The organism is Phenylobacterium sp., assembly GCF_030697925.1.
Taxonomy (GTDB): Bacteria; Pseudomonadota; Alphaproteobacteria; order Caulobacterales; family Caulobacteraceae; genus Phenylobacterium.
In genome coordinates, this window is record NZ_JAUYOJ010000006.1 from 1 (window position 1) to 18,401 (window position 18,401).

At 65.8% G+C, this 18,401-nt stretch carries 18 protein-coding genes and 1 pseudogene; 10 read left to right on the forward strand and 9 right to left on the reverse strand.

What is annotated here, in order from left to right; translation table 11 throughout:
• Window positions 1–774 precede the first annotated feature (774 nt).
• From Q8Q88_RS24650 to Q8Q88_RS00680, 3 genes are all read right to left on the reverse strand, one after another.
• Window positions 775–999, reverse strand: a complete 225-nt coding sequence (locus Q8Q88_RS24650; protein ID WP_371129792.1) for a DUF1330 domain-containing protein — start codon at window positions 997–999, stop codon at window positions 775–777.
• Between the two features lie 289 nt (window positions 1,000–1,288).
• Window positions 1,289–3,493, reverse strand: a complete 2,205-nt coding sequence (gene katG / locus Q8Q88_RS00675; protein ID WP_305673273.1) for a catalase/peroxidase HPI — start codon at window positions 3,491–3,493, stop codon at window positions 1,289–1,291.
• A gap of 57 nt (window positions 3,494–3,550) precedes the next feature.
• Window positions 3,551–3,967, reverse strand: coding sequence for a rubrerythrin family protein (locus Q8Q88_RS00680; RefSeq protein WP_305673274.1), 417 nt, complete (start codon window positions 3,965–3,967; stop codon window positions 3,551–3,553).
• Window positions 3,968–4,632: 665 nt separating this feature from the next.
• Between Q8Q88_RS00680 and Q8Q88_RS00685 the strand changes: the two genes are divergently transcribed.
• Together Q8Q88_RS00685 and Q8Q88_RS24655 are read left to right on the forward strand one after the other, a co-directional pair.
• A complete protein-coding gene (locus Q8Q88_RS00685) occupies window positions 4,633–5,343 on the forward strand; it encodes a PEPxxWA-CTERM sorting domain-containing protein (RefSeq protein WP_305673275.1) in 711 nt (236 codons plus the stop codon).
• Between the two features lie 487 nt (window positions 5,344–5,830).
• Window positions 5,831–5,938, forward strand: a pseudogene (locus tag Q8Q88_RS24655) (PEPxxWA-CTERM sorting domain-containing protein); the annotation flags it as partial.
• 46 nt (window positions 5,939–5,984) lie between these two features.
• On the opposite strand, the gene Q8Q88_RS00695 reads toward Q8Q88_RS24655, so the two are convergent.
• Both Q8Q88_RS00695 and Q8Q88_RS00700 read right to left on the reverse strand, forming a co-directional pair.
• Complete coding sequence (locus Q8Q88_RS00695; RefSeq protein WP_305673277.1) at window positions 5,985–6,842, reverse strand: FkbM family methyltransferase; 858 nt, start codon at window positions 6,840–6,842, stop codon at window positions 5,985–5,987.
• Between the two features lie 258 nt (window positions 6,843–7,100).
• On the reverse strand, window positions 7,101–7,493 hold the full coding sequence (locus tag Q8Q88_RS00700) for a hypothetical protein (RefSeq protein WP_305673278.1): 393 nt from the start codon (window positions 7,491–7,493) through the stop codon (window positions 7,101–7,103).
• 385 nt (window positions 7,494–7,878) lie between these two features.
• Here Q8Q88_RS00700 and Q8Q88_RS00705 point away from each other — a divergent pair, with 385 nt between their 5' ends.
• Entirely contained in the window at window positions 7,879–8,193 is a 315-nt protein-coding gene (locus Q8Q88_RS00705) for a helix-turn-helix domain-containing protein (protein WP_305673279.1), read from the forward strand.
• A gap of 159 nt (window positions 8,194–8,352) precedes the next feature.
• Window positions 8,353–8,781 carry a helix-turn-helix domain-containing protein gene (locus tag Q8Q88_RS00710; protein WP_305673280.1) on the forward strand — a complete coding sequence of 143 codons (429 nt, stop codon included), beginning with the start codon at window positions 8,353–8,355 and terminating at the stop codon, window positions 8,779–8,781.
• Between the two features lie 103 nt (window positions 8,782–8,884).
• On the opposite strand, the gene Q8Q88_RS00715 is transcribed toward Q8Q88_RS00710, so the two are convergent.
• The 3 genes from Q8Q88_RS00715 to Q8Q88_RS00725 all read right to left on the reverse strand — a co-directional run bounded on the left by Q8Q88_RS00715 (window position 8,885) and on the right by Q8Q88_RS00725 (window position 11,999).
• Window positions 8,885–10,762 (reverse strand): PAS domain-containing hybrid sensor histidine kinase/response regulator, encoded by a 1,878-nt coding sequence (locus Q8Q88_RS00715; RefSeq protein ID WP_305673281.1) that lies wholly within the window; start codon window positions 10,760–10,762, stop codon window positions 8,885–8,887.
• 204 nt (window positions 10,763–10,966) lie between these two features.
• On the reverse strand, window positions 10,967–11,170 hold the full coding sequence (locus Q8Q88_RS00720; protein WP_254836037.1) for a cold-shock protein: 204 nt from the start codon (window positions 11,168–11,170) through the stop codon (window positions 10,967–10,969).
• Between the two features lie 202 nt (window positions 11,171–11,372).
• Window positions 11,373–11,999 carry a TlpA disulfide reductase family protein gene (locus Q8Q88_RS00725; protein ID WP_305673282.1) on the reverse strand — a complete coding sequence of 209 codons (627 nt, stop codon included), beginning with the start codon at window positions 11,997–11,999 and terminating at the stop codon, window positions 11,373–11,375.
• Between Q8Q88_RS00725 and argH the strand changes: the two genes are divergently transcribed.
• The 4 genes from argH to Q8Q88_RS00745 all read left to right on the forward strand — a co-directional run bounded on the left by argH (window position 12,000) and on the right by Q8Q88_RS00745 (window position 16,307).
• The gene (argH, locus tag Q8Q88_RS00730; protein ID WP_305673283.1) at window positions 12,000–13,418 is read left to right on the forward strand and encodes an argininosuccinate lyase; all 1,419 of its coding nucleotides are present in this window, start codon (window positions 12,000–12,002) and stop codon (window positions 13,416–13,418) included.
• Window positions 13,415–13,693, forward strand: a complete 279-nt coding sequence (locus Q8Q88_RS00735) for a hypothetical protein (protein ID WP_305673284.1) — start codon at window positions 13,415–13,417, stop codon at window positions 13,691–13,693. Before argH ends, Q8Q88_RS00735 begins: the two co-directional genes overlap by 4 nt.
• Complete coding sequence (gene lysA, locus Q8Q88_RS00740) at window positions 13,690–14,973, forward strand: diaminopimelate decarboxylase (RefSeq protein ID WP_305673285.1); 1,284 nt, start codon at window positions 13,690–13,692, stop codon at window positions 14,971–14,973. The genes Q8Q88_RS00735 and lysA overlap by 4 nt, the downstream gene beginning before the upstream one ends.
• A 92-nt stretch (window positions 14,974–15,065) precedes the next feature.
• Entirely contained in the window at window positions 15,066–16,307 is a 1,242-nt protein-coding gene (locus tag Q8Q88_RS00745; protein WP_305673286.1) for an LLM class flavin-dependent oxidoreductase, read from the forward strand.
• Here Q8Q88_RS00745 and Q8Q88_RS00750 read toward each other — a convergent pair.
• On the reverse strand, window positions 16,304–16,936 hold the full coding sequence (locus Q8Q88_RS00750) for a TetR/AcrR family transcriptional regulator (RefSeq protein WP_305673287.1): 633 nt from the start codon (window positions 16,934–16,936) through the stop codon (window positions 16,304–16,306). The genes Q8Q88_RS00745 and Q8Q88_RS00750 overlap by 4 nt on opposite strands.
• Before the next feature lie 88 nt (window positions 16,937–17,024).
• Between Q8Q88_RS00750 and Q8Q88_RS00755 the strand changes: the two genes are divergently transcribed.
• Both Q8Q88_RS00755 and Q8Q88_RS00760 read left to right on the forward strand, forming a co-directional pair.
• On the forward strand, window positions 17,025–17,867 hold the full coding sequence (locus Q8Q88_RS00755; RefSeq protein ID WP_305673288.1) for an NAD(P)H-binding protein: 843 nt from the start codon (window positions 17,025–17,027) through the stop codon (window positions 17,865–17,867).
• Window positions 17,860–18,339, forward strand: coding sequence for a DUF1772 domain-containing protein (locus Q8Q88_RS00760; protein ID WP_305673289.1), 480 nt, complete (start codon window positions 17,860–17,862; stop codon window positions 18,337–18,339). Before Q8Q88_RS00755 ends, Q8Q88_RS00760 begins: the two co-directional genes overlap by 8 nt.
• Window positions 18,340–18,401 lie beyond the last annotated feature (62 nt).

Sequence of the window (18,401 nt, forward strand, 5' to 3'; positions counted from 1 at the left end):
CGAAGTGCACTTGCCCACTGGGGCGAGCATCTTCCCGAAGGAGCTTAGCAGACCCCCGCGACACTGGGCGGAGCGCATCTTCAACAACATCGTCTATTGGAACCAACCTGAGAGAGGCGGGCACTTCGCGGCATTTGAGCAGCCTGTACTCTTCGTGAACGAGCTAAGGAAGTGCTTCCGCCTAATGCGATGACTCCGCTCGTTTGGCGGACGAGTAAGAACCGGGGCGAGGCTCGCCGTCACGATGATTTCGTCGACTTCCGTTGCTGCCGCGCGCGGCACTTCCGGACCTGTCGGAATGGGCTGTGCAGTCGCGTCCTGAGAGGTGGCCAGGATCAAACCCGCCGCACCCCACAACCATGAGGTTGTATTCATCCATGCTGTTGTATTCATCGCCCCCCTAATCTACAGCGTTCTCGTTGTTGTAGCGTCGTCACGAGTCGTTCTTCAGGTTGATTGTGTACCCGACACCAGTGGTTACCGTAGGTGATCGGCACCACGGTGTGTTTCCCGCTTCTCAGGTGCGAGGCGACGCCCTAGCCGACCGAACAAGATATTGGCACATTTAGAATCGATTTCGAAAAATGGCAATCCCGCCGGCGCGGCCGTACCGATCGACTACATGCTCCGGCGTCGGGGCCGCGGGGCGTTCCTCCCATTCGAGCCGGGCCCCTGCCTCGCGCAAGACCATTGCCCGGTTCACGGCGCTCTGTTCAGCCATCGTTCGCCTCCTGGGACAGGTTTCTTCGGCGCAGGCGTCAGCACGTCGCGCACCTAAGGAGAGTCCGGTGTTTCAGTCAGGATGACGCGGTAATCCGCGCCTCGAAAGCGGTGCTCCCGCGCCGCTTGATACTCCGGGCTGTTGTACCAGCGCCGCGCGTCGTCGGCGGTGGGGAACGTCGTGATCAAGACGGTTTCGGCAGGCGGACCCTCGAGGACCTCCGTCGGCCCGTAGCGCCTCGCCCGGTCCTTCTGACGCTTGAGGCGGTCCGCATCGATTCATTCCGCCGCCAACGCGGCGTGATTTTCTAGCGAGAACCGCTTCCCCGTCATAAAGTCCGTCCTTCAAAGAGGTCGAACCTACCTCAGCCGCCTGTCCGATTTTCCGGCGCCACCTCAGTCCGGCGCGGCACAGTTCCTCGCGACAATCGCTCTCCTCCGCAAGTGGCATGCGAGCGTCCTCACCGGCGTCCCGGGTGACCGCAGATGTGCATGGCTGCGATCTGCCCGGGACTTGAAGCCCGAACGCAGCTGGAAGTTAGCTACTTTCGACGTCTCTCAGCTGAAATCAGGCAAGGTCGAAGCGGTCGGCGTTCATCACCTTGGTCCAGGCCGCTGCGAAGGCCTTCACGAACTTCTCTTGCGCGTCGGCGGAGCCATAGACTTCGGCAAGAGAGCGCAGCTCAGAGTTCGAACTGAAGATGAGATCAACGCGCGTGCCGGTCCATTTCGGTTGGCCGCTCTTGCGGTCGCGCCCCTCGAACACGTTTTCGTCCGAGGTCGGTTTCCACTCGGTGCCCATGTCCAAGAGGTTCACGAAGAAGTCGTTGGTGAGCGTCTCCGGACGCTTCGTGAAGACACCGTGCTGGGACTTGCCGTAGTTCGCATCCAAGACGCGCAGGCCGCCAACGAGAACCGTCATCTCGGGCGCCGTCAGCGTCAGGAGTTGCGCCTTGTCTACGAGAAGCTCTTCTCCCGATACGCTGAACTTAGCCTTGAGGTAGTTGCGGAATCCGTCCGCGAATGGCTCGAGATAGGCGAAGGTCTCCACATCGGTCTGCTCTTGCGAGGCGTCGGTGCGGCCCGGCGCGAAGGCGACCGTCACATCGTGCCCGGCCTTTCTCGCGGCCTGCTCCACGGCGGTTGAGCCTCCGAGAACGATCAGATCGGCGAGCGACACTTTCTTGCTGCCACTTGCCGCGCCGTTGAACGATTTCTGAATGCCTTCGAGGGTTGCGAGCACCTTCGCCAACCGGGCAGGCTGGTTGACTTCCCAGTCCTTCTGCGGCGCGAGACGGATGCGCGCGCCGTTCGCCCCGCCGCGCTTGTCGGAGCCGCGGAACGTCGCCGCCGAGGCCCAAGCGGCCCCGACCAGCTCGGAGACGGAAAGTCCCGAGGCCAGGATCTTGGCCTTGAGATTCGCGATGTCATTGGCGTCGATCAGTATGTGATCGAGGGCGGGAACGGGGTCCTGCCAGATCAGCTCCTCCGCCGGGACATCCGGGCCGAGATAGCGCGCGCGCGGACCCATGTCCCGGTGGGTGAGCTTGAACCATGCGCGGGCAAACGCGTCCGCGAACTCATCTGGATGCGCTAGGAAGCGCCGGGAAATCTTCTCGTAGGCCGGATCCATCCGCAGCGAAAGATCCGTGACCAGCATGGTTGGCGCGTGCATCTTCGAAGCGTCGAAGGCGTCCGGAATCGTCGCGACGTCGCCTTTCGCCTTGAACTGGTTCGCGCCGGCCGGGCTCTTGGTCAGCTCCCATTCGTATTTGAACAGGTTCTCAAAAAAGCTGTTGCCCCACTTTGTCGGCGTCGTGCTCCAGGTGACCTCCGGGCCGCCGGTGATCGCGTCCTTGCCTTTGCCCGTGCCGAACTTGCTGTTCCAGCCGAAGCCCATCTCCTCGATGGGCGCGGCTTCAGGGTCTGAACCGACAAGCGCCGCATCGCCGGCGCCGTGGGCCTTGCCGAAGCTATGTCCGCCGGCGATCAGCGCAACGGTCTCCTCATCGTTCATGGCCATGCGCTTGAAGGTCTCGCGGATGTCGATGGCGGCGGCAAGCGGATCCGGATTGCCGTTCGGCCCATTCGGATTCACGTAGATGAGTCCCATCTGCACGGCGGCGAACGGATTCTCGAGCTGGCGGTCGCCGGTATAGCGCTCATCGCTAAGAGGATCAGGGAACCAAACCTTCTCCTTGCCCCAGTAGACGGCTTCGTCAGGCTCCCACACATCGGGGCGCCCGCCGCCGAAGCCGAAGGTTTTGAAGCCCATCGACTCGAGCGCGACGTTGCCGGTGAGGATCATGAGGTCGGCCCAGGAGATTGCCCGGCCATATTTCTGCTTGATCGGCCACAACAGCCGCCGCGCCTTGTCGAGGTTCGCATTGTCCGGCCAAGCGTTGAGGGGCGCGAAGCGTTGTTGGCCGGCGCCCGCGCCGCCGCGGCCGTCGCCGATGCGGTAGGTGCCCGCGGCATGCCACGCCATGCGAATGAAAAGCCCCCCGTAATGGCCGAAATCCGCTGGCCACCAGTCTTGGCTGTCCGTCATGAGCGCGGTGAGATCGTTCTTCAGAGCCTCGAGGTTGAGCTTCTTGAACTCCTCGGCGTAGTTGAAGTCCTTGCCCATGGGATCGGATTGGGGCGAGTTCTGGCGGAGAATCCTGAGGTTCAGCTGGTTCGGCCACCAGTCTCTGCTCGACCTCATTCCAACATTTGTGGCGCCGTGCACGACCGGGCACTTGCCCGCTTGCTCGTCAGTCTTTGCGTCCATCTTTTCCTCCGATTGTGTTCCAGTCTTCTTCGAGTTTTTCGTATGGAACTATTTAGATCAAAGCGCGTCGAGCGCCTTTTGGAGGCGGTCCGCATGTGATTTCCCGGCCTTGGCGAGCGTCTCGAACCAGTCAGCGATCTCGCCGAAGCCTTCCTGGCGGGCGGCGCGGGCCATGCTTGGATACATGTCGATGTATTCGTGGGTCTCGCTGGCGATCGCGGCCTTGAGGTTGTCGCCGGTCGGACCGATCGGCTTGCCGCTCGCGGGGTCGCTCACTTCCTCGAGATATTCGAGATGACCGCGCGCGTGCCCAGTCTCGCCCTCGGCAGTCGAGCGGAACACGGCGGCGACATCGTTGAAGCCCTCGACGTCGGCCTTCTCGGCGAAATAGAGATAGCGGCGGTTCGCCTGGCTCTCGCCGGCAAATGCGTCCTTCAGATTCAGCTCGGTCTTGGTTCCCTTGAGAGGGGGCATGTCCCCTCCGGTGTTATCAAGGCAAAGAAATATGGGCGATTTTGAGCGGCCTTGTGCGCACAAAAAAGTCCAGCGAAGTCCGTAGCAGCCTAGCACCTTCTGAGGGTGCTGTCAGGCAACCGGTAAGAAGAAGCCTCAACAGCGGACTCTCGGAACGGCCGCTATGGGTCCGGACCTTGCCGTTTGCTCCTGGCCGGATTACGGACGTTCCCAACGTCTCAGATGAGCCCAGCCCGGCCTCTTTTGGGGCACGTGTCAGCCAGTAGGTTCCCACTCCAAAAGTAGCGCCCGCTGATAGAGCCCGCCCAAGGCCAGCGGCTATTCGACCATAGTCTGGCGCTCTGCCTCGCTGCAGACGCGATTGACCAAGCCGAATTGGTTGGCGTCCATCGCCGGCCAAGAATTCTGCGCCTCATCACCCACCGGGGTGCTGCAAACGGCGCCCGGCGCCGGGCGACATTAGCCCGGCCAAGATGGCCCCTGGAGCGGCCTAGTCCCGTCTGCCAGTTCGAAGGCGGCCGGGCCTGTAGTCGTCGGTTGCTGGTCCGCCTGGCGTTGGGTTTGAAGGATTGGGAACGGCCAGGGCGGCGAGCTCCCCCGCCGGGCGAGTCCGCCTTGACTCGCTACCATTGGTCGCGAAGAGTTGGCGTCTGGGAGAGTTCCGGATGATCAAGTTTCTTGCATCGAGCCTGGCTGCGGCAACGCTTCTGTGGGCCGGCGCCGCTAACGCCACTGTTATGATCGCCACGATAGCGGGTGACTACAATGACGACCCCGACTGGAACGGCTGGTCCATGGAGCTTCGATACAACACGAGTGGGCTCGAGTTTGAGCAAACTGGCCTCAAGAGAACCTACAGCTGGAACGCTTCATCAGGACTCCCATCTCCAATTCAATACGCGCGGGGTTCATTCACCGGGCAAGAGCCTTGCCCGCTACCAGACAGCTGGGATGGTTGCTTTTATTACGACGAGAACGATGAACTCGTGGAAATCTACCGCCCTCCGGTGGAGGTTGCGTTCGACCTCACGGAGTTTTATTCATTTTCAATAGAACAGGCCACGGACCCATACAGCGAATACTTCTACTACGTATTCAATTTTGAGGGTCCTGACGTTCGGATTAGGGGTCTCGGGGAGATCGATCGGGGACCGCTCCCATCCATCACCAAGCCCGTCGAAATCGTTCGCTATGGCGAGTACGGCGACGCGCTAATCCGGGGCATCAGCCCAGGCGGTCCCCATACGGAGTACCTATCCGTCGCGCCCAGCCCGGGCGGCATCCCGGAGCCGGCAACCTGGGCGATGATGATCGTCGGCCTCGGCATAGCGGGCCTGGAGCTTCGCCGCCAGCAAAGGAGCTTTCAAGGTGCTTAGGGTTCTCTCGCCGCTCATCGCCGCGCTCTCGTTGTCCTGGGTCGGATCAGCGACCGCGGCGACTATCGTGTTTCAGCAATCCGGACACACCGCCACGCTTGACCTGGGGCCGGTCGATCTAGCCGGGCCGGGGACTTACGAGTTTAGCTTCAGCAGCTCGATCCCGCTCTTCTATGACCTCTCCGCGAGCTACGAAAACCACTGGGACATCTTCGTCGCGCCGCCGCCGCGCCCACACGACGAGTTTATCGAAGGCAACGAGTCGACCGTCGAAGACGGGACTGGCGGGTTCGCAACGGGCTTCTCGTGGCAATTCGTCGTGCCCAAGGCGACCTACCTGTTCTTTCCGGCCGGCGGTTATGCGGACCAGGGGATACCGGACGGCACGCCGCTCTATGAGATCACGCGGGCGGAGGGCCCCTATTTCAACTTCTATGCCGATTTCGAAGGTCTTGAGTTCGACTATACCTTGACCGCCGAGCAGCTGTCTGCGGTTCCGGAACCCTCGGCCTGGGCCATGATGATTGCAGGCTTCGGCATGGTCGGAGCGATCATCCGCCGGGGGTCGCGAGGCCGCGCCCAAGCCGTCGCTTAGGCCGCTGCGGTTGTCCTCAATTCCCCGTCGGCCATGGACCAGGTCCTCAGATCAGCCGGTTGTGGACGTTGAACTTCCGCGCGCCCCTTAGTCGCTCCGCGACGAAGTCCAGGTCACGAACGTAGATGTGATTGGCCTTGCGCGTCGCCAGGTCACCGGGTGGGACGAGCGATCGGCTCCACGGATCGTACCAGAACGGCCCCAGCAGCCCGTGCGCCGTCAGCACGCCGTCGATCGCGTCGAGCCGGGCGCCGTAGGCTTCCACCTGGTAGGACATCTCGATGATCAACGCCTGGAAGTCCGGGGACCCGAGAGTGGCGGCGGCGCCCGCCACGACCTCCGCCTCGAAGCCCTCGACATCGACCTTCATTGCGCGCGGGATCCGACCGTCCAAGATCATGTCCAGCGGCAGGACGTCGACCTCGACGACGCCCTCACCGGGCCCGCCCACGACGCGGTTGTAGCTCCAGTTCGTCGCCGTGAAATGCAGCCTTCCGCGCTCCCGGCCGACACCGCACCGGAGGGCGTCCACACGGTCCGAGATCCCGTTGGCGTGGACGTTCTGCATGAGCAGGTCATAGGTCGTCGGCACCGGCTCGGCGCTGACCACCTTCGCGCCGACCACTTTCGCCGCGAGCACGGTGTAGACGCCGGCGTTGGCCCCCACGTCGCAGAACAGGTCTTCGGACCGGAGGAAGTGCAGCACAAACGCCATGTCCTCGAACTCTCCGAGGCCGTAGCGCGCGCAGATCATCACGCTGGTCGCCTCCCGCCGCCAGACCAACACGGCGCCCTCGACATAGGGGATGACCTGGTGGCCAGGCGCCACCCAATCGGCGAACGTCAGCCTGAGCCAGCGCTTCGCGGCCTCGACCCGGCGCCCCTCGTGGATCGGATGGGCCAACACAGCCCGCAGGACGCGAACGCGACTGCGGATGTTGCGCGCGAATTGCCTGGGACCCTTCATCCACTCCTCGCGCCGTGTTGCGGGCCGAATGCGGCCTCAACGCAAAATTGCTTATCGCTCCGACATTGGCGACCCAATTCGATCCAGTTGACGTCGCGCCGATGAACCCAGGGCCAGCGCCTTCCGGCAGATGGACTTCGGTCTATGGGACTTCGAATTGATCGCCGTCATGCAGGAGCGCGGGACAGGCCGAGATCATTTTGGTCCTTGGGGGATAGCCTCCAATCGCGGCGCACCGGGATTTCCAGTGGCGGCGGTCGGATTTTTGGGTTCGGTCGCTGGGCGCTTGCCTGCGTCACCCGCATCGAGGCCGGTCGGCGCGGGATTATCTTGGCCGCCGCTCCGCTTCCCCCGCATGTTGCCCAGATTGTCGAACAGCAAAGGCACATCGGCTGTGGGAAGCGCCAAGGCCCCTGAGTTTGAGCCGAGGACCCCGAAAGCGCTGTTCGGACTGCCAGGTGCAGGGGCGCCGACCACCGCCGCCGCCGAGCTGGCGGCGCAACCCAGTACGCTCAAACATGTCTGCGCCGCCGCCTCGCCGGTCATCGTAACAACGACGGCGACGGTCAGAGTGGCCAATCGGATCATGACGCGCTCTCCTGTACTCAATACGACCCCCCCTATGCCGGACGGGCATGACGACTTTGGGGCGGTTATGAAGAATTAGAACTGACTCAACCTTAACTCGAGTCGAGTACGCCATGCTGACGGTTCAGCCGGCGTTCACCCAAGCTCACGTCATTAAGTGTCGGCTACCCGGCAGACGGCGCGAGGCGAGAACGACATCCAACGGTCCTATGCTTGCGCCACCCCCCTGATCGGTGGGGCGCCGGCAAGGAATGGATGGTCCGGAGGACGCCTTCAACGTCGGTCGGATGGTTCGCAACTTGCCTGTCGTCATGTGGAAGACGGCAGGCGTCCCATTCTGACCTGTCTTGACCGAAACCCTTGAACACAACACCGCAGCAAAACCATGCGCGACAACATAGATCTTCACCTGGCCAAACGCCTTTTCCATCGGCGGCGGGAATTGAACCTTACCCAGCGTCAGCTGGGACAGCTTTGCGGCGTGACCTTCCAGCAGGTCCAGAAGTACGAGTGTGGCGCCAATCGAATCTCGGCCTCGATGATCTGGCGGCTGGCCGATGCGCTCGAGGTGCCGGTTCACTATTTTTACGACGGCCTTGAGAAACCCCACCTAAACGGGGCAGATGTCGCCGAGACGGCGCCAGGCGAGGCGAAGACTTCGTCGCTCTCGCTCGGGGGCAAGACGGCCACGTCCAGCTAGCCCAAGAAACATGTTCGCTGAACGTGCTCGTCTATGGTCAAGCCTGAGACGATGAGCACACTTTTCAAAGTTGAAATATGAGCCTTAACTTCATCGAATCCTAAGCGATCCCCGGCGCGCTTCGTTCAGACCGCGGACGTTTCGGGTGAGGAGACGACGATGAACGCGGAGCTCTCGAACAAGACACCAGACCCGATGGATGTGGCCCTCGGCGCCTCGGTTCGGATACGCCGTCGCACGATCGGGATGTCTCAGGAAGCCTTGGCCGAACAGTGCGGCGTCAGCTTTCAGCAGATCCAGAAGTACGAGAACGGCGCCAACCGCATCTCTTTCTCGCGCCTGGTCCAGATCGCGCGCGCCTTGCGCTGCCGCGTGGTCGACCTGATGGACGTGCTCGACACATCGGGCGCGGAGATCGGCGGCGATATCGACATGCTCAGCCGGATCCGGACGCCCGGCGCGCTGGAGCTGCTGACCGCCTTTGAACGCCTGCCGCAGGAGGCCCGCACCTCGCTGGTCAACCTGTTGCGCACCCTGACCGAGACCGACGCCAGCGGCATGCGCGCCCGCCAGCGCGAACTGGCCTAGAGGGTGCCCAGTGGATGCTGGTTCAGGCGGCCGCCACGCTCTAAGCTTTTGAAGATAGACCATTTTCATCCGACCAAATGCTTCCATCTGGTCGGGAAAGGGCCTAGGCAGCCTGTTCCGGCGCGAGATCCGCCGCCAGCCGGGAGATCTCGGCCAGGAGGGCGGCCGGCGAGATCGGCTTGGCCACGTGACCGTCCATCCCCGCGCGCCGATAGGTCTCGATCTGATCAGGCAGGACGTTGGCGGTCATGGCGACGATCGGGGTCTCCCCGGCCTGGCCGGGAAGCGACCGGATCCGCCGGGCGGCCTCGACCCCATCCATCACCGGCATCTGGATATCCATGAAGATGAGGTCATAGGAACTGGCTGCGGCCTGTTCGACCCCCTCCGCGCCGTCGCGGGCGATCTCCACCTCGGCGCCCAGCTCGGTCAGCATGCGTAAGGCCACCATGCGGTTGGTTGCGTTGTCCTCGACCACCAGGATGCGCAGGCCGGCGAGCCAGCGGTCGGCGGTGATCGGCGCCGGGCGGGCGCAGACCGGCGCGGCGATCTCGATCCAGAAGGTGGAGCCCACGCCCTCGACGCTGCTAAAGCCGATGCCGCCGCCCATGCGCTCGGCCAGGGCCTTGGTCACCGCCAGGCCCAGGCCCGAGCCGCCGAAGCGGCGGGTGCTGGAGCCGTCGGCCTGCTGGAAGCGGTCGAGCAGGCTGGCCTGAGCCTCCAAGGGAATACCGACGCCGGTGTCGGCGACCTCGATCTTCAGGCGCTGAGCCTCGCCCTTGCCGGAGGTGGCCAGCTTGATCCGTACGCCGCCCCGCAGGGTGAACTTCACCGCGTTGCCGGCCAGGTTGAACAGTATCTGGCGCAGACGCACCGGGTCCAGCGACGCCCATCCCAGGGTCTCCGGCGCTTCGATGACGAGCGAGAGGCCGCGGGCGTCGGCGTCGGCGCGCAGCATGCCGATCACCACATCGCCTTCCCGCGACAGATCGAGGGCCTCGGGCGCCAGCTCCAGGGCGCCGCTCTCGAGCTTCGAAAAATCGATGATGTCGCTGAGCATCTGGGCCAGGGTCGACCCGCAGGCCAGGGCCTCGTCCACCAGGACCTGGCCCGCGTCGGACAGGGCTTCGTTCTTCAGGATGTGCAGCACCCCCATCACCCCGTTCATCGGCGTGCGGATCTCGTGGCTGATATTGGCCAGGAACTCGGTCTTGGCCTGGACCGCGCCCAGCGCCGCGTCGCGGGCGTCGGCCAGCTCGGTCACGTCCTGTGTGATGCCGAGCACGTCCCAATCGCCGGACGGCAGCGGCCGCACGCCGCGCCAGGCGGTGCGGAACCGTAGCCAGTCGCCGCTCTCGGCCTGGTGGCGATAGGTGACGATGCCGGTCTCGCCGGTGTGCAAGACCTGGTTCCAGAGATCGTCGACATGGCCGCGGTCCTCGGCGTGGATCCGGTCCTTGAACGCCGCCTCGGCCACCCGCAGCAGGGCGGAGCCATCGGCGCGCGCGGTGTCCAGGGGATTGAGGTCGTATTCGCAGGTGTCGGCGTCGAAGCGCCAGACATAGACCCCCGCCGTCTCGCCCAGCAGTTCGGCCACGCGGCCCAGCCTTTCCTTGTTCTCGGCGATCTGGCGTTCGGCCGAGATGTCCTGGATCACCAGCAGGGCGCGGCCGTCGGCGGCGCGCTTGGCCCGGGTGCGCACCCAAAGCCAGTCGCCATCGGGCGCGGGGACGCGGTGATCGAAGATCGCGGCGCCGTCGCGCTTCAGCCGTGCGACATGGGCGGCGATCATCTCCGCTTCATCGGGGTGGTGCAGTTCTGCATAGGGACGGCCGATGGTCTCGGCCCGGGACCAGCCGGACAGGGCGAGCCAGGCGGGATTGGCCGACGCGACCTTGCCATGACTGACGACGACGAAAGCGTCGAGCGCGTTTTCGAAGAACCAACCGGCGGCTTCGCCGTCCGCGGCTTCAGCTTCCATGGGCGCCCCGTTCCCCTTGCGGGGTCGTTTCTCGATCCCACGTGGCCATGACGCCGGAAAGCCGTAAACAGAGCCTTGCCGTAGAAGGCCTGGACGCTCGAAGGGGCGCGCCACAATGTCGCACTCCCGACATTCAAACGCAGAACGGACGCCGGCCCCTCGCGAGTCCGGCGTCCGCCCGAATGCTCAAATCGTGGAGGCCGCCTAGACCGGCTTCAGGTCGACCGCCGCGGTCTTGCCGCGTTCTTCCTTCTCCTCGTAGCTGACCTTGTCGCCCTCGTTCAGGCTGCGCAGGCCCGCGCGCTCGACCGCGGAGATGTGGACGAAGACGTCCTTGCCGCCGTCGTCAGGTTGAATGAAGCCGAAGCCCTTGGTGGCGTTGAACCACTTGACCGTACCGGTGGCCATGTCCTTCTCGTCTCCCTGACTCAGTGTTCCACACGGACTCGCGACGAGGATCGCCGGTCGCCCGGTCCATCTCAGTCGTCTGGGGAGCGGGCTGTTCGGTTCCGCGCGGAATGCGTGGGGAGAAGAACGTCAGCAGGCCCAAAGCGCCGATTGGGCCGAAGTCTGGCCATGGGCCAGGACGCCGGTCAACCGCAGCGCCTGTTCAACTTTCCGCCAACACCTTGTCGATCAGGGCCTTGGCCTCCTTGCCCGACCAGTCGGCGTCCCCGGCCAGCCGGCCCCGCTCCACCCCGTCGGCGCCATAGATCACCGTGGTCGGCATGCCCACGGCGGCGGGCTTGAAGGCGAACGGCAGGGCCATCTTGGGATCGTGGTAGAACTTGAGCGGCGCGTGCTTGGCGATGAACATCCGGGCCTTGGCTTCGTCGTCCGGGCGGTCGACGCTGATCGCGACCACCTCGACGTTCTTGCCCTCATAGCTCTTGGCCAGCTTGGCCAGGGTCGGCATCTCGATGACGCAGGGCGCGCACCAGGTGGCCCTCAGATTGACCACCACGACCTTGCCCCGGAAATCGGCGATGCGCCGGGTCTCGCCCTTGGCGTCGAGGAAGCCCGCGGCCGGCGGCGGGGCCGCCTCGACCGGCAGGGCGAACTTGGCCATCTCCCCCTTGGCGAAGCCTTTCAGGCTCGTTTCCTGCTGGGGGTTTATGGAAGCCTGACCGATGATGTAGAGAACCGCGGCGGCGCCGAGAACGGCGACGCCCCCCAGCACCCACCGCAGCGGGATCTTGGGGCCGCCGGCCGCACCTTCATCCGAACGCTCGCTCATATGACCGACAACTCCTCGCCTGCTTCGAATAAGACCCAAGATGGCCAAGCCATGTGGGGCGGACGGTTTACGTCCAAACCGGCCGAACTGATGCAGGCGATCAACGTCTCCATCGGCTTCGACAGGCGCCTGGCCGCCCAGGACCTGGCGGGGTCGCGGGCGCACGCGGCGATGTTGCGCAAGCAAGGCGTGATTTCAAGCGAGGACGAGGCGGCGATCCAGGGCGGTCTCCAGGCCATCGAGGCCGAGATGGACGCCGGGACCTTCCCGTTCCGCGACGAGTACGAAGACATCCACATGAACGTGGAGGCGCGGCTGCGCGAGCTGATCGGCCCGGCGGCCGGCCGGCTGCACACCGCTCGCTCACGCAACGACCAGGTGGCGCTTGATTTCCGCCTGTGGGTCCGCGAGGCCTGTGACCGCACGGGCGCCCAGATTCGCGACCTGCAGGCCGCCCTTCTGGCCAAGGCCGAGCCGCACGCGGCGACCCTGATGCCCGGCTTCACCCACCTGCAGCCGGCCCAGCCGGTGACCTTCGGCCACCACCTGATGGCCTACGTCGAGATGTTCGGCCGCGACGCCTCGCGCTTCGCCGACGCCCGGGCGCGGATGAACGAATGCCCGCTGGGCGCCGCGGCCCTGGCGGGCTCGCCGTTCCCCATCGACCGCCACGCGACGGCCCAGGCCCTGGGCTTCGACGGTCCCACGGCCAACTCCCTGGACAGCGTCGCCGACCGCGACTTCGCGCTGGAAGCCCTGGCGGCGGCCACCATCTGCGCGGTCCACCTGTCGCGGCTGGCCGAGGAGATCGTCATCTGGATGACGCCGCAGTTCGGCTTCGTGAAGCTCTCCGACGCCTTCACCACCGGCTCGTCGATCATGCCGCAGAAGAAAAACCCCGACGCCGCCGAACTGGTCCGGGCCAAGGTCGGGCGGCTGCTGGGCTCCTTCACCCAGCTCACCGTGGTGATGAAGGGCCTGCCGATGACCTATTCGAAGGACATGCAGGAGGACAAGGTCCCCACCTTCGAGGCCTTCGACGCACTCGAACTCTCGCTGGCCGCCATGGCCGGCATGGTCGCCGACCTGGAGCCGGTGGCCGAGAAGATGGCCGCCGCGGCCGGCGCCGGCTATTCGACCGCGACGGATCTGGCCGACTGGCTGGTGCGCGAACTGGACATGCCGTTCCGCGACGCCCACCACGTGACGGGCGCGGCGGTGAAAAAGGCCGAGTCGCTCGGCTGCGATCTGTCGTCCCTGCCCCTATCTGAGCTCCAGGCCCTGGAGTCGCGGATTACGGCTGGGGTTTTCGAGGTGCTGACGCCCGCCGCTTCGGTCGCCAGCCGCAAGAGCTACGGCGGCGCCTCGCCGGAACAGGTTCGCGCCCAGATCGCGCGTTGGAAGGAGAATTTGTCATGACCCTTCGAGTCGCGGCGATCGCCGCCCTGACGGGCGCCCTGGCCCTGGCCGGCTGCGGCAAGATGGGCGCCCTGGAGCGTCCCGGACCGCTGATGGGCAAGGGCTCGGGCGCGGACGCCGGGTCCGATCCCGGTCGCGCCATCCGCACGGTCGACCCGCGCAACCGCGACGACGCGCCGGTTCCTCCGCGCACCCAGCCGATCGACTCCGCGCCCAGCGCCACGTCCAGCGCCCCGCAAGGCGCCCTGCCCGACCCCTACGCCCGGCCCAGATGAACCACTTCGAGCTCCACGGGGGCGAGCTCTTCTGTGAGGACGTATCCCTGAGCGCCCTGGCCGAGGCCGTGGGCACGCCAGTCTATGTCTATTCGACGGCCACCCTGGAACGGCACTACACGGTGCTGCGCGACGCCCTGGTCGCCGAGGGGATCCGGGGCGAGCACGGCGCCGATCCGCTGCTGGCCTTCGCGGTGAAGGCCAATTCCAACGTCGCCGTCCTCAAGACCCTGGCGAAGCTGGGCGCGGGCGCCGACACGGTCTCGGAGGGCGAGATCCGCCGGGCGCTGGCCGCCGGGGTCCCGCCCGAGAAGATCGTCTTCTCCGGCGTCGGTAAGACCGGGGGTGAGATCGCCTTCGCGCTCAAGGCCGGCGTATCGGAGATCAATGTCGAGTCCGAGCCGGAGATGGAGTTGGCCAGCCGGGTCGCCCAGTCGCTGGGAACCCGCGCGGTGGTCGCCATCCGGGTCAATCCCGACGTCTCGGCCGGCGGCCACGCCAAGATCTCCACCGGCAAGGCCGACAACAAGTTCGGGGTCTCGTTCTCCGAGGCCGAGCGGCTCTACGCCAAGGCCTCCAACAACGCCGGCCTGAAGCCGGTGGGCGTCACCTGCCACATCGGCAGCCAGATCACCGACCTGGCGCCCATGGCCGAGGCCTTCGCCAAGATGCGCGGCCTGGTCGAGCGCCTGCGCGGCGAGGGGCTGGCGGTCGAGCGCCTCGACCTGGGCGGCGGCCTGGGCGTCCCTTATTTCAACCAACCGACCCCGCCCTCACCCGCCGACTATGCACGGATGATCGCCAAGACCATGGACGGGCTGGACGTGGCCTATTCGTTCGAGCCCGGACGGATGATCGCCGCCAACGCCGGCGTGCTGCTGGCTCGCGTGCTGCACATCCACGAGCGCCCCGAGGGCCGGAAGTTCGCCGTACTGGACGCGGCGATGAACGACCTGATCCGGCCGGCCATGTACGACGCCTATCACGAGATCGTCCCGGTCAAGCCGCGCCCCGGCGCGCCGGTCGTCTATGACGTGGTGGGGCCGATCTGCGAGACCGGCGACACCTTCACCCGCGAGCGCGCCCTGCCCCCGCTTGAGGCCGGAGACCTGGTGGCCTTCCTCAGCGCCGGCGCCTATGGGGCGGTGATGTCCAGCGAATATAACAGCCGTCTGCTGGCCCCCGAGGTGCTGGTGAAGGGATCGGACTACGCGGTGATCCGGCCGCGGCCGACCTATGAGGACATGCTGGCCAAGGAGGCCGCCGCGCCCTGGCTCTAGCCGTCGCCCCTTGCCAAACCGGGCGAGGGCGCAGGAAGTAGGCCTCAACCAAACTGGCGCGGTCGCGCCGAGGGCGGACGGGAGGGTCGGCGATGCGCTTCGGGATCTTTTACGAGCACCAGCTTCCCAAGCCCTGGAACGAGGGCGACGAGGCGCGGCTGTTCCACCAGGCCCTGGAGCAGGTCGTGCTCGCCGACAAGCTGGGCTTCGACTACGCCTGGGAGGTCGAGCACCACTTCCTCGAGGAATATTCCCATTCCTCCGCGCCTGAGGTGTTCTTGGCCGCCTGCGCGGCGCTCACCAAGACCATCCGGGTCGGCCACGGAATCCGCCAGGTGATCCCCAACTACAACCACCCCGCCCGCACGGCGGAGGGCCTGGCGACCCTCGACATCATCTCCCACGGCCGGCTCGATTTCGGGATAGGCGAGGGCGCCACCCGGCTGGAGCTGGGCGGCTTCGGCATCCCAGCCAAGGAGAAGCGCGCGCTCGCCCTGGAGGCCGCCGAGCAGATCGCCAACATGATGGTGATGGACCCCTACCCCGGCTTCGAGGGCAAGGGCTTCTCCTTCCCCTGCCGCAACGTCGTGCCCAAGCCGATGCAGAAGCCGCATCCGCCCATGTGGATGGCCTGCACCAACCGAGACACCATCAAGATCGCCGCCCAGAAGGGCCTGGGCGCCCTGGCCTTCTCCTTCGTCGATCCCGAGGAAGCCCGGAACTGGGCCGACATCTATTACGGGATCATCAAGTCCGATGAATGCGTCCCCATCGGCCACAGCGTGAACGCCAATATCGCCATGGTCTCGAACTTCTCGGTGCATCACGACCGGGCCGAGGCGATCCGGCGCGGCCAGGAGGGCTTCGAGTTCTTCGGCTATGCGGTGAACGCCCTGGTGGCGCATGACGCCCTACCCGGCCGTTCGACCCTGTTCGCCGACTTCCAGAAGTCGCGCGCCAACAGCGACGAGGAGATCATCGCCGCCCGGAGCATGGCCGAGCGCAACGCCAACGGCATCGGCACCCCCGACGACATCCGCGAGCACATCACGGCCTTTCAGGACGCCGGCGTCGACCAGGTGATCTTCCTGCAGCAGGCCGGCCGCAACCGCCACGACCACATCTGCCAGTCCCTGGAGCTGTTCGCCGCCGAGGTGATGGGGGGCTTCAAGGCGCAGGTCGCCGAGCGCGAGGCCCGGAAGGCCCAGGAACTCGCCCCCTATGTGGCCGCGGCCATGGCGCGCAAGGCCTGGATGAAGCCGCTGGCCGACCATGAGATCCCGGTCGTGCCCGCCTCGGTGGTCCGGGCGCAGATCAACGCCACGACCCGTTAGGGTTCGAGGATCTCGCGCAGCGTCATGCGCTTGTGGGCCTCCACCAGGGCGCGGCCCTGCTCGCGGTCGTGGGAGATGGCCAGGCGCATGGCCGCCTCGCCCAGGTGCCAGATCAGGAAGGCCGAGGTGGCGATCTTCTCGGGGTCGGCGTGCGGATGGACGCGCTGCATGGCCTCGGCGAGCATCGCCCCGGCGGCCCGGCTTTCGGCAAGCTCCAGCAGGACCAGGTGCTTGTCGGCCTGCATGCCCGACCAGATGTCGCGCATCGCCGGCTCGGCCAGCATGATCTCGTAATAGAGGTCGATGAGGCCGAGATAGGCCGCCGTGAGCCCCTCAAGGTCCTGCACCCCCGCCAACGCCTCCTGGATGCACCGGCGGTTCTCGGCGTTGTAGCGCTCCGCCAGGGTGCGGATGATCGCGCTCTTGTCGGGGAAGTACTGGTAGAGCGAACCGATCGAAATCCCGGCCCGTTCCGCGACCTCGCTCATCTTCAGCTGGTCGCTGCCCTTGGCGGCGATCAGCTCGGTGGCCGCCGTCAGGATGCGCTCCAGCCGCTCGCGGCTGCGCTGCTGCGCGGGCGCCCGGCGCGCCGAGCGCGTCCCCCCGACCTCGCGATCCTCTTCCGCCATCGCCGCACAACTCCCCTTGACACTAAAATATGAGGGTTTATCACATTCTCAAATATGAGACTCCCTCACATTACTGCGAGAGCGAGATATGACAACGGAAAACAACGACCTGACCCTGGTCACCAGCGGCAATGGCAAGACCGGCCGTCGCCTGGCCGACCGGCTGATCGCCGCCGGTCGTCCCGTGCGCATCGGCTCGCGCGCCGCCAGCCCGGCCTTCGACTGGGAGGACCGCTCCACCTGGGCCGGCGCGCTCGACGGCGTCAGCGCCGTCTATGTGGCCTTCCAGCCCGACCTGGCGGTTCCGGGGGCCCTGGAAACCGTGACGGCCTTCCACGTCCAGGCCGTGGCGGCCGGCGCCCGGAAACTGGTCCTGCTGTCGGGCCGCGGCGAGGCAGAGGCTGAAGAGGCCGAAAAGGCCTTGCGGGCGACCGACGCCGATTGGACGATCCTGCGCGCCAGCTGGTTCAGCCAAAATTTCAGCGAAGCCCACTTCCTCGAACCACTCCAGGAAGGCGAGCTGGCCCTGCCGGTCGGCCCCGTGCCCGAGCCCTTCATCGACGTCGAGGATATCGCCGACGTCGCGTTCGCGGCGCTGACCCGGCCAGGTCATTCGCACCGCCTCTATGAGCTGACCGGCCCGCGCGCGCTCACCTTCGCCCAGGCGGTCGCGGAGATCGCTGCGGCCACCGGGCGCGAGATCGCCTTCGCCGCCCCTCCCGCCGACGACTACCGCGTCGCCCTCCTGGAGGCCCAGGTTCCGGCCGATGTGAGCAGCCTCGTCCTCCACCTGCTCACCACCGTGCTCGACGGCCGCAACGCGAGAGTCGCCCATGGCGTGCGCGAGGCGCTGGGGCGCGAACCGCGCGACTTTTCCGAGTATGTGCGCCAGACTGCGGCCACCGGTGTGTGGGGAGGAACCCATGCTTGAACGTGTCCTGACCGCCGCGGTCGTCACCGCCGCGATCGGCAGCGGCGTGGTCGGCGGGATCTTCCACGCCTTCTCCACCTTCGTCATGCCGGCCCTGGCCCGGATACCAGCAGAGCAAGGGATCGCCGCCATGCGGATGATCAATGTCACGGTGATCAATCCGCTCTTCATGCTGGCCTGGATGGGCACGAGCCTGGTCTGCCTCATCCTGGCAGGCGGGGCGCTGTTCTGGTGGCAGGGGGCCGGCAGCTGGCTGATCCTGGCCGCCAGCCTGCTCTACCTGCTCGGCTGCTTCGCCTCGACCGTGATCTTCAACGTGCCGCTGAACAACCAGCTGGCCACCGCCGACGCCGCCCAGTTGGCGACCCTGTGGCCGCGCTATCTCCGCGTCTGGACGATGTGGAACCACGTTCGCTCGGTCGCCCCGATCCTCTCGGCGATCCTGTTCATCCTCGCCATGGTGCTGAAGTGAGGGCCTCTCGACACCGCCCTAACGCTTCGTGAACCTAAGCTTCACCATGATCGGCGGCGATC

Coding starts and splice junctions, on each gene's coding strand:
- argH (WP_305673283.1), top strand. CDS start 12,000: ATGACCGACAACTCCTCGCCTGCTTCGAATAAGACCCAAGATGGCCAA.
- Q8Q88_RS00700 (WP_305673278.1), bottom strand. CDS start 7,493: ATGATCCGATTGGCCACTCTGACCGTCGCCGTCGTTGTTACGATGACC.
- Q8Q88_RS00735 (WP_305673284.1), top strand. CDS start 13,415: ATGACCCTTCGAGTCGCGGCGATCGCCGCCCTGACGGGCGCCCTGGCC.
- Q8Q88_RS00685 (WP_305673275.1), top strand. CDS start 4,633: ATGATCAAGTTTCTTGCATCGAGCCTGGCTGCGGCAACGCTTCTGTGG.
- Q8Q88_RS00720 (WP_254836037.1), bottom strand. CDS start 11,170: ATGGCCACCGGTACGGTCAAGTGGTTCAACGCCACCAAGGGCTTCGGC.
- Q8Q88_RS00680 (WP_305673274.1), bottom strand. CDS start 3,967: ATGCCCCCTCTCAAGGGAACCAAGACCGAGCTGAATCTGAAGGACGCA.
- Q8Q88_RS00725 (WP_305673282.1), bottom strand. CDS start 11,999: ATGAGCGAGCGTTCGGATGAAGGTGCGGCCGGCGGCCCCAAGATCCCG.
- Q8Q88_RS00750 (WP_305673287.1), bottom strand. CDS start 16,936: ATGGCGGAAGAGGATCGCGAGGTCGGGGGGACGCGCTCGGCGCGCCGG.
- Q8Q88_RS00705 (WP_305673279.1), top strand. CDS start 7,879: ATGCGCGACAACATAGATCTTCACCTGGCCAAACGCCTTTTCCATCGG.
- Q8Q88_RS00710 (WP_305673280.1), top strand. CDS start 8,353: ATGAACGCGGAGCTCTCGAACAAGACACCAGACCCGATGGATGTGGCC.
- Q8Q88_RS00760 (WP_305673289.1), top strand. CDS start 17,860: ATGCTTGAACGTGTCCTGACCGCCGCGGTCGTCACCGCCGCGATCGGC.
- Q8Q88_RS00745 (WP_305673286.1), top strand. CDS start 15,066: ATGCGCTTCGGGATCTTTTACGAGCACCAGCTTCCCAAGCCCTGGAAC.
- Q8Q88_RS00755 (WP_305673288.1), top strand. CDS start 17,025: ATGACAACGGAAAACAACGACCTGACCCTGGTCACCAGCGGCAATGGC.
- lysA (WP_305673285.1), top strand. CDS start 13,690: ATGAACCACTTCGAGCTCCACGGGGGCGAGCTCTTCTGTGAGGACGTA.
- katG (WP_305673273.1), bottom strand. CDS start 3,493: ATGGACGCAAAGACTGACGAGCAAGCGGGCAAGTGCCCGGTCGTGCAC.
- Q8Q88_RS00715 (WP_305673281.1), bottom strand. CDS start 10,762: ATGGAAGCTGAAGCCGCGGACGGCGAAGCCGCCGGTTGGTTCTTCGAA.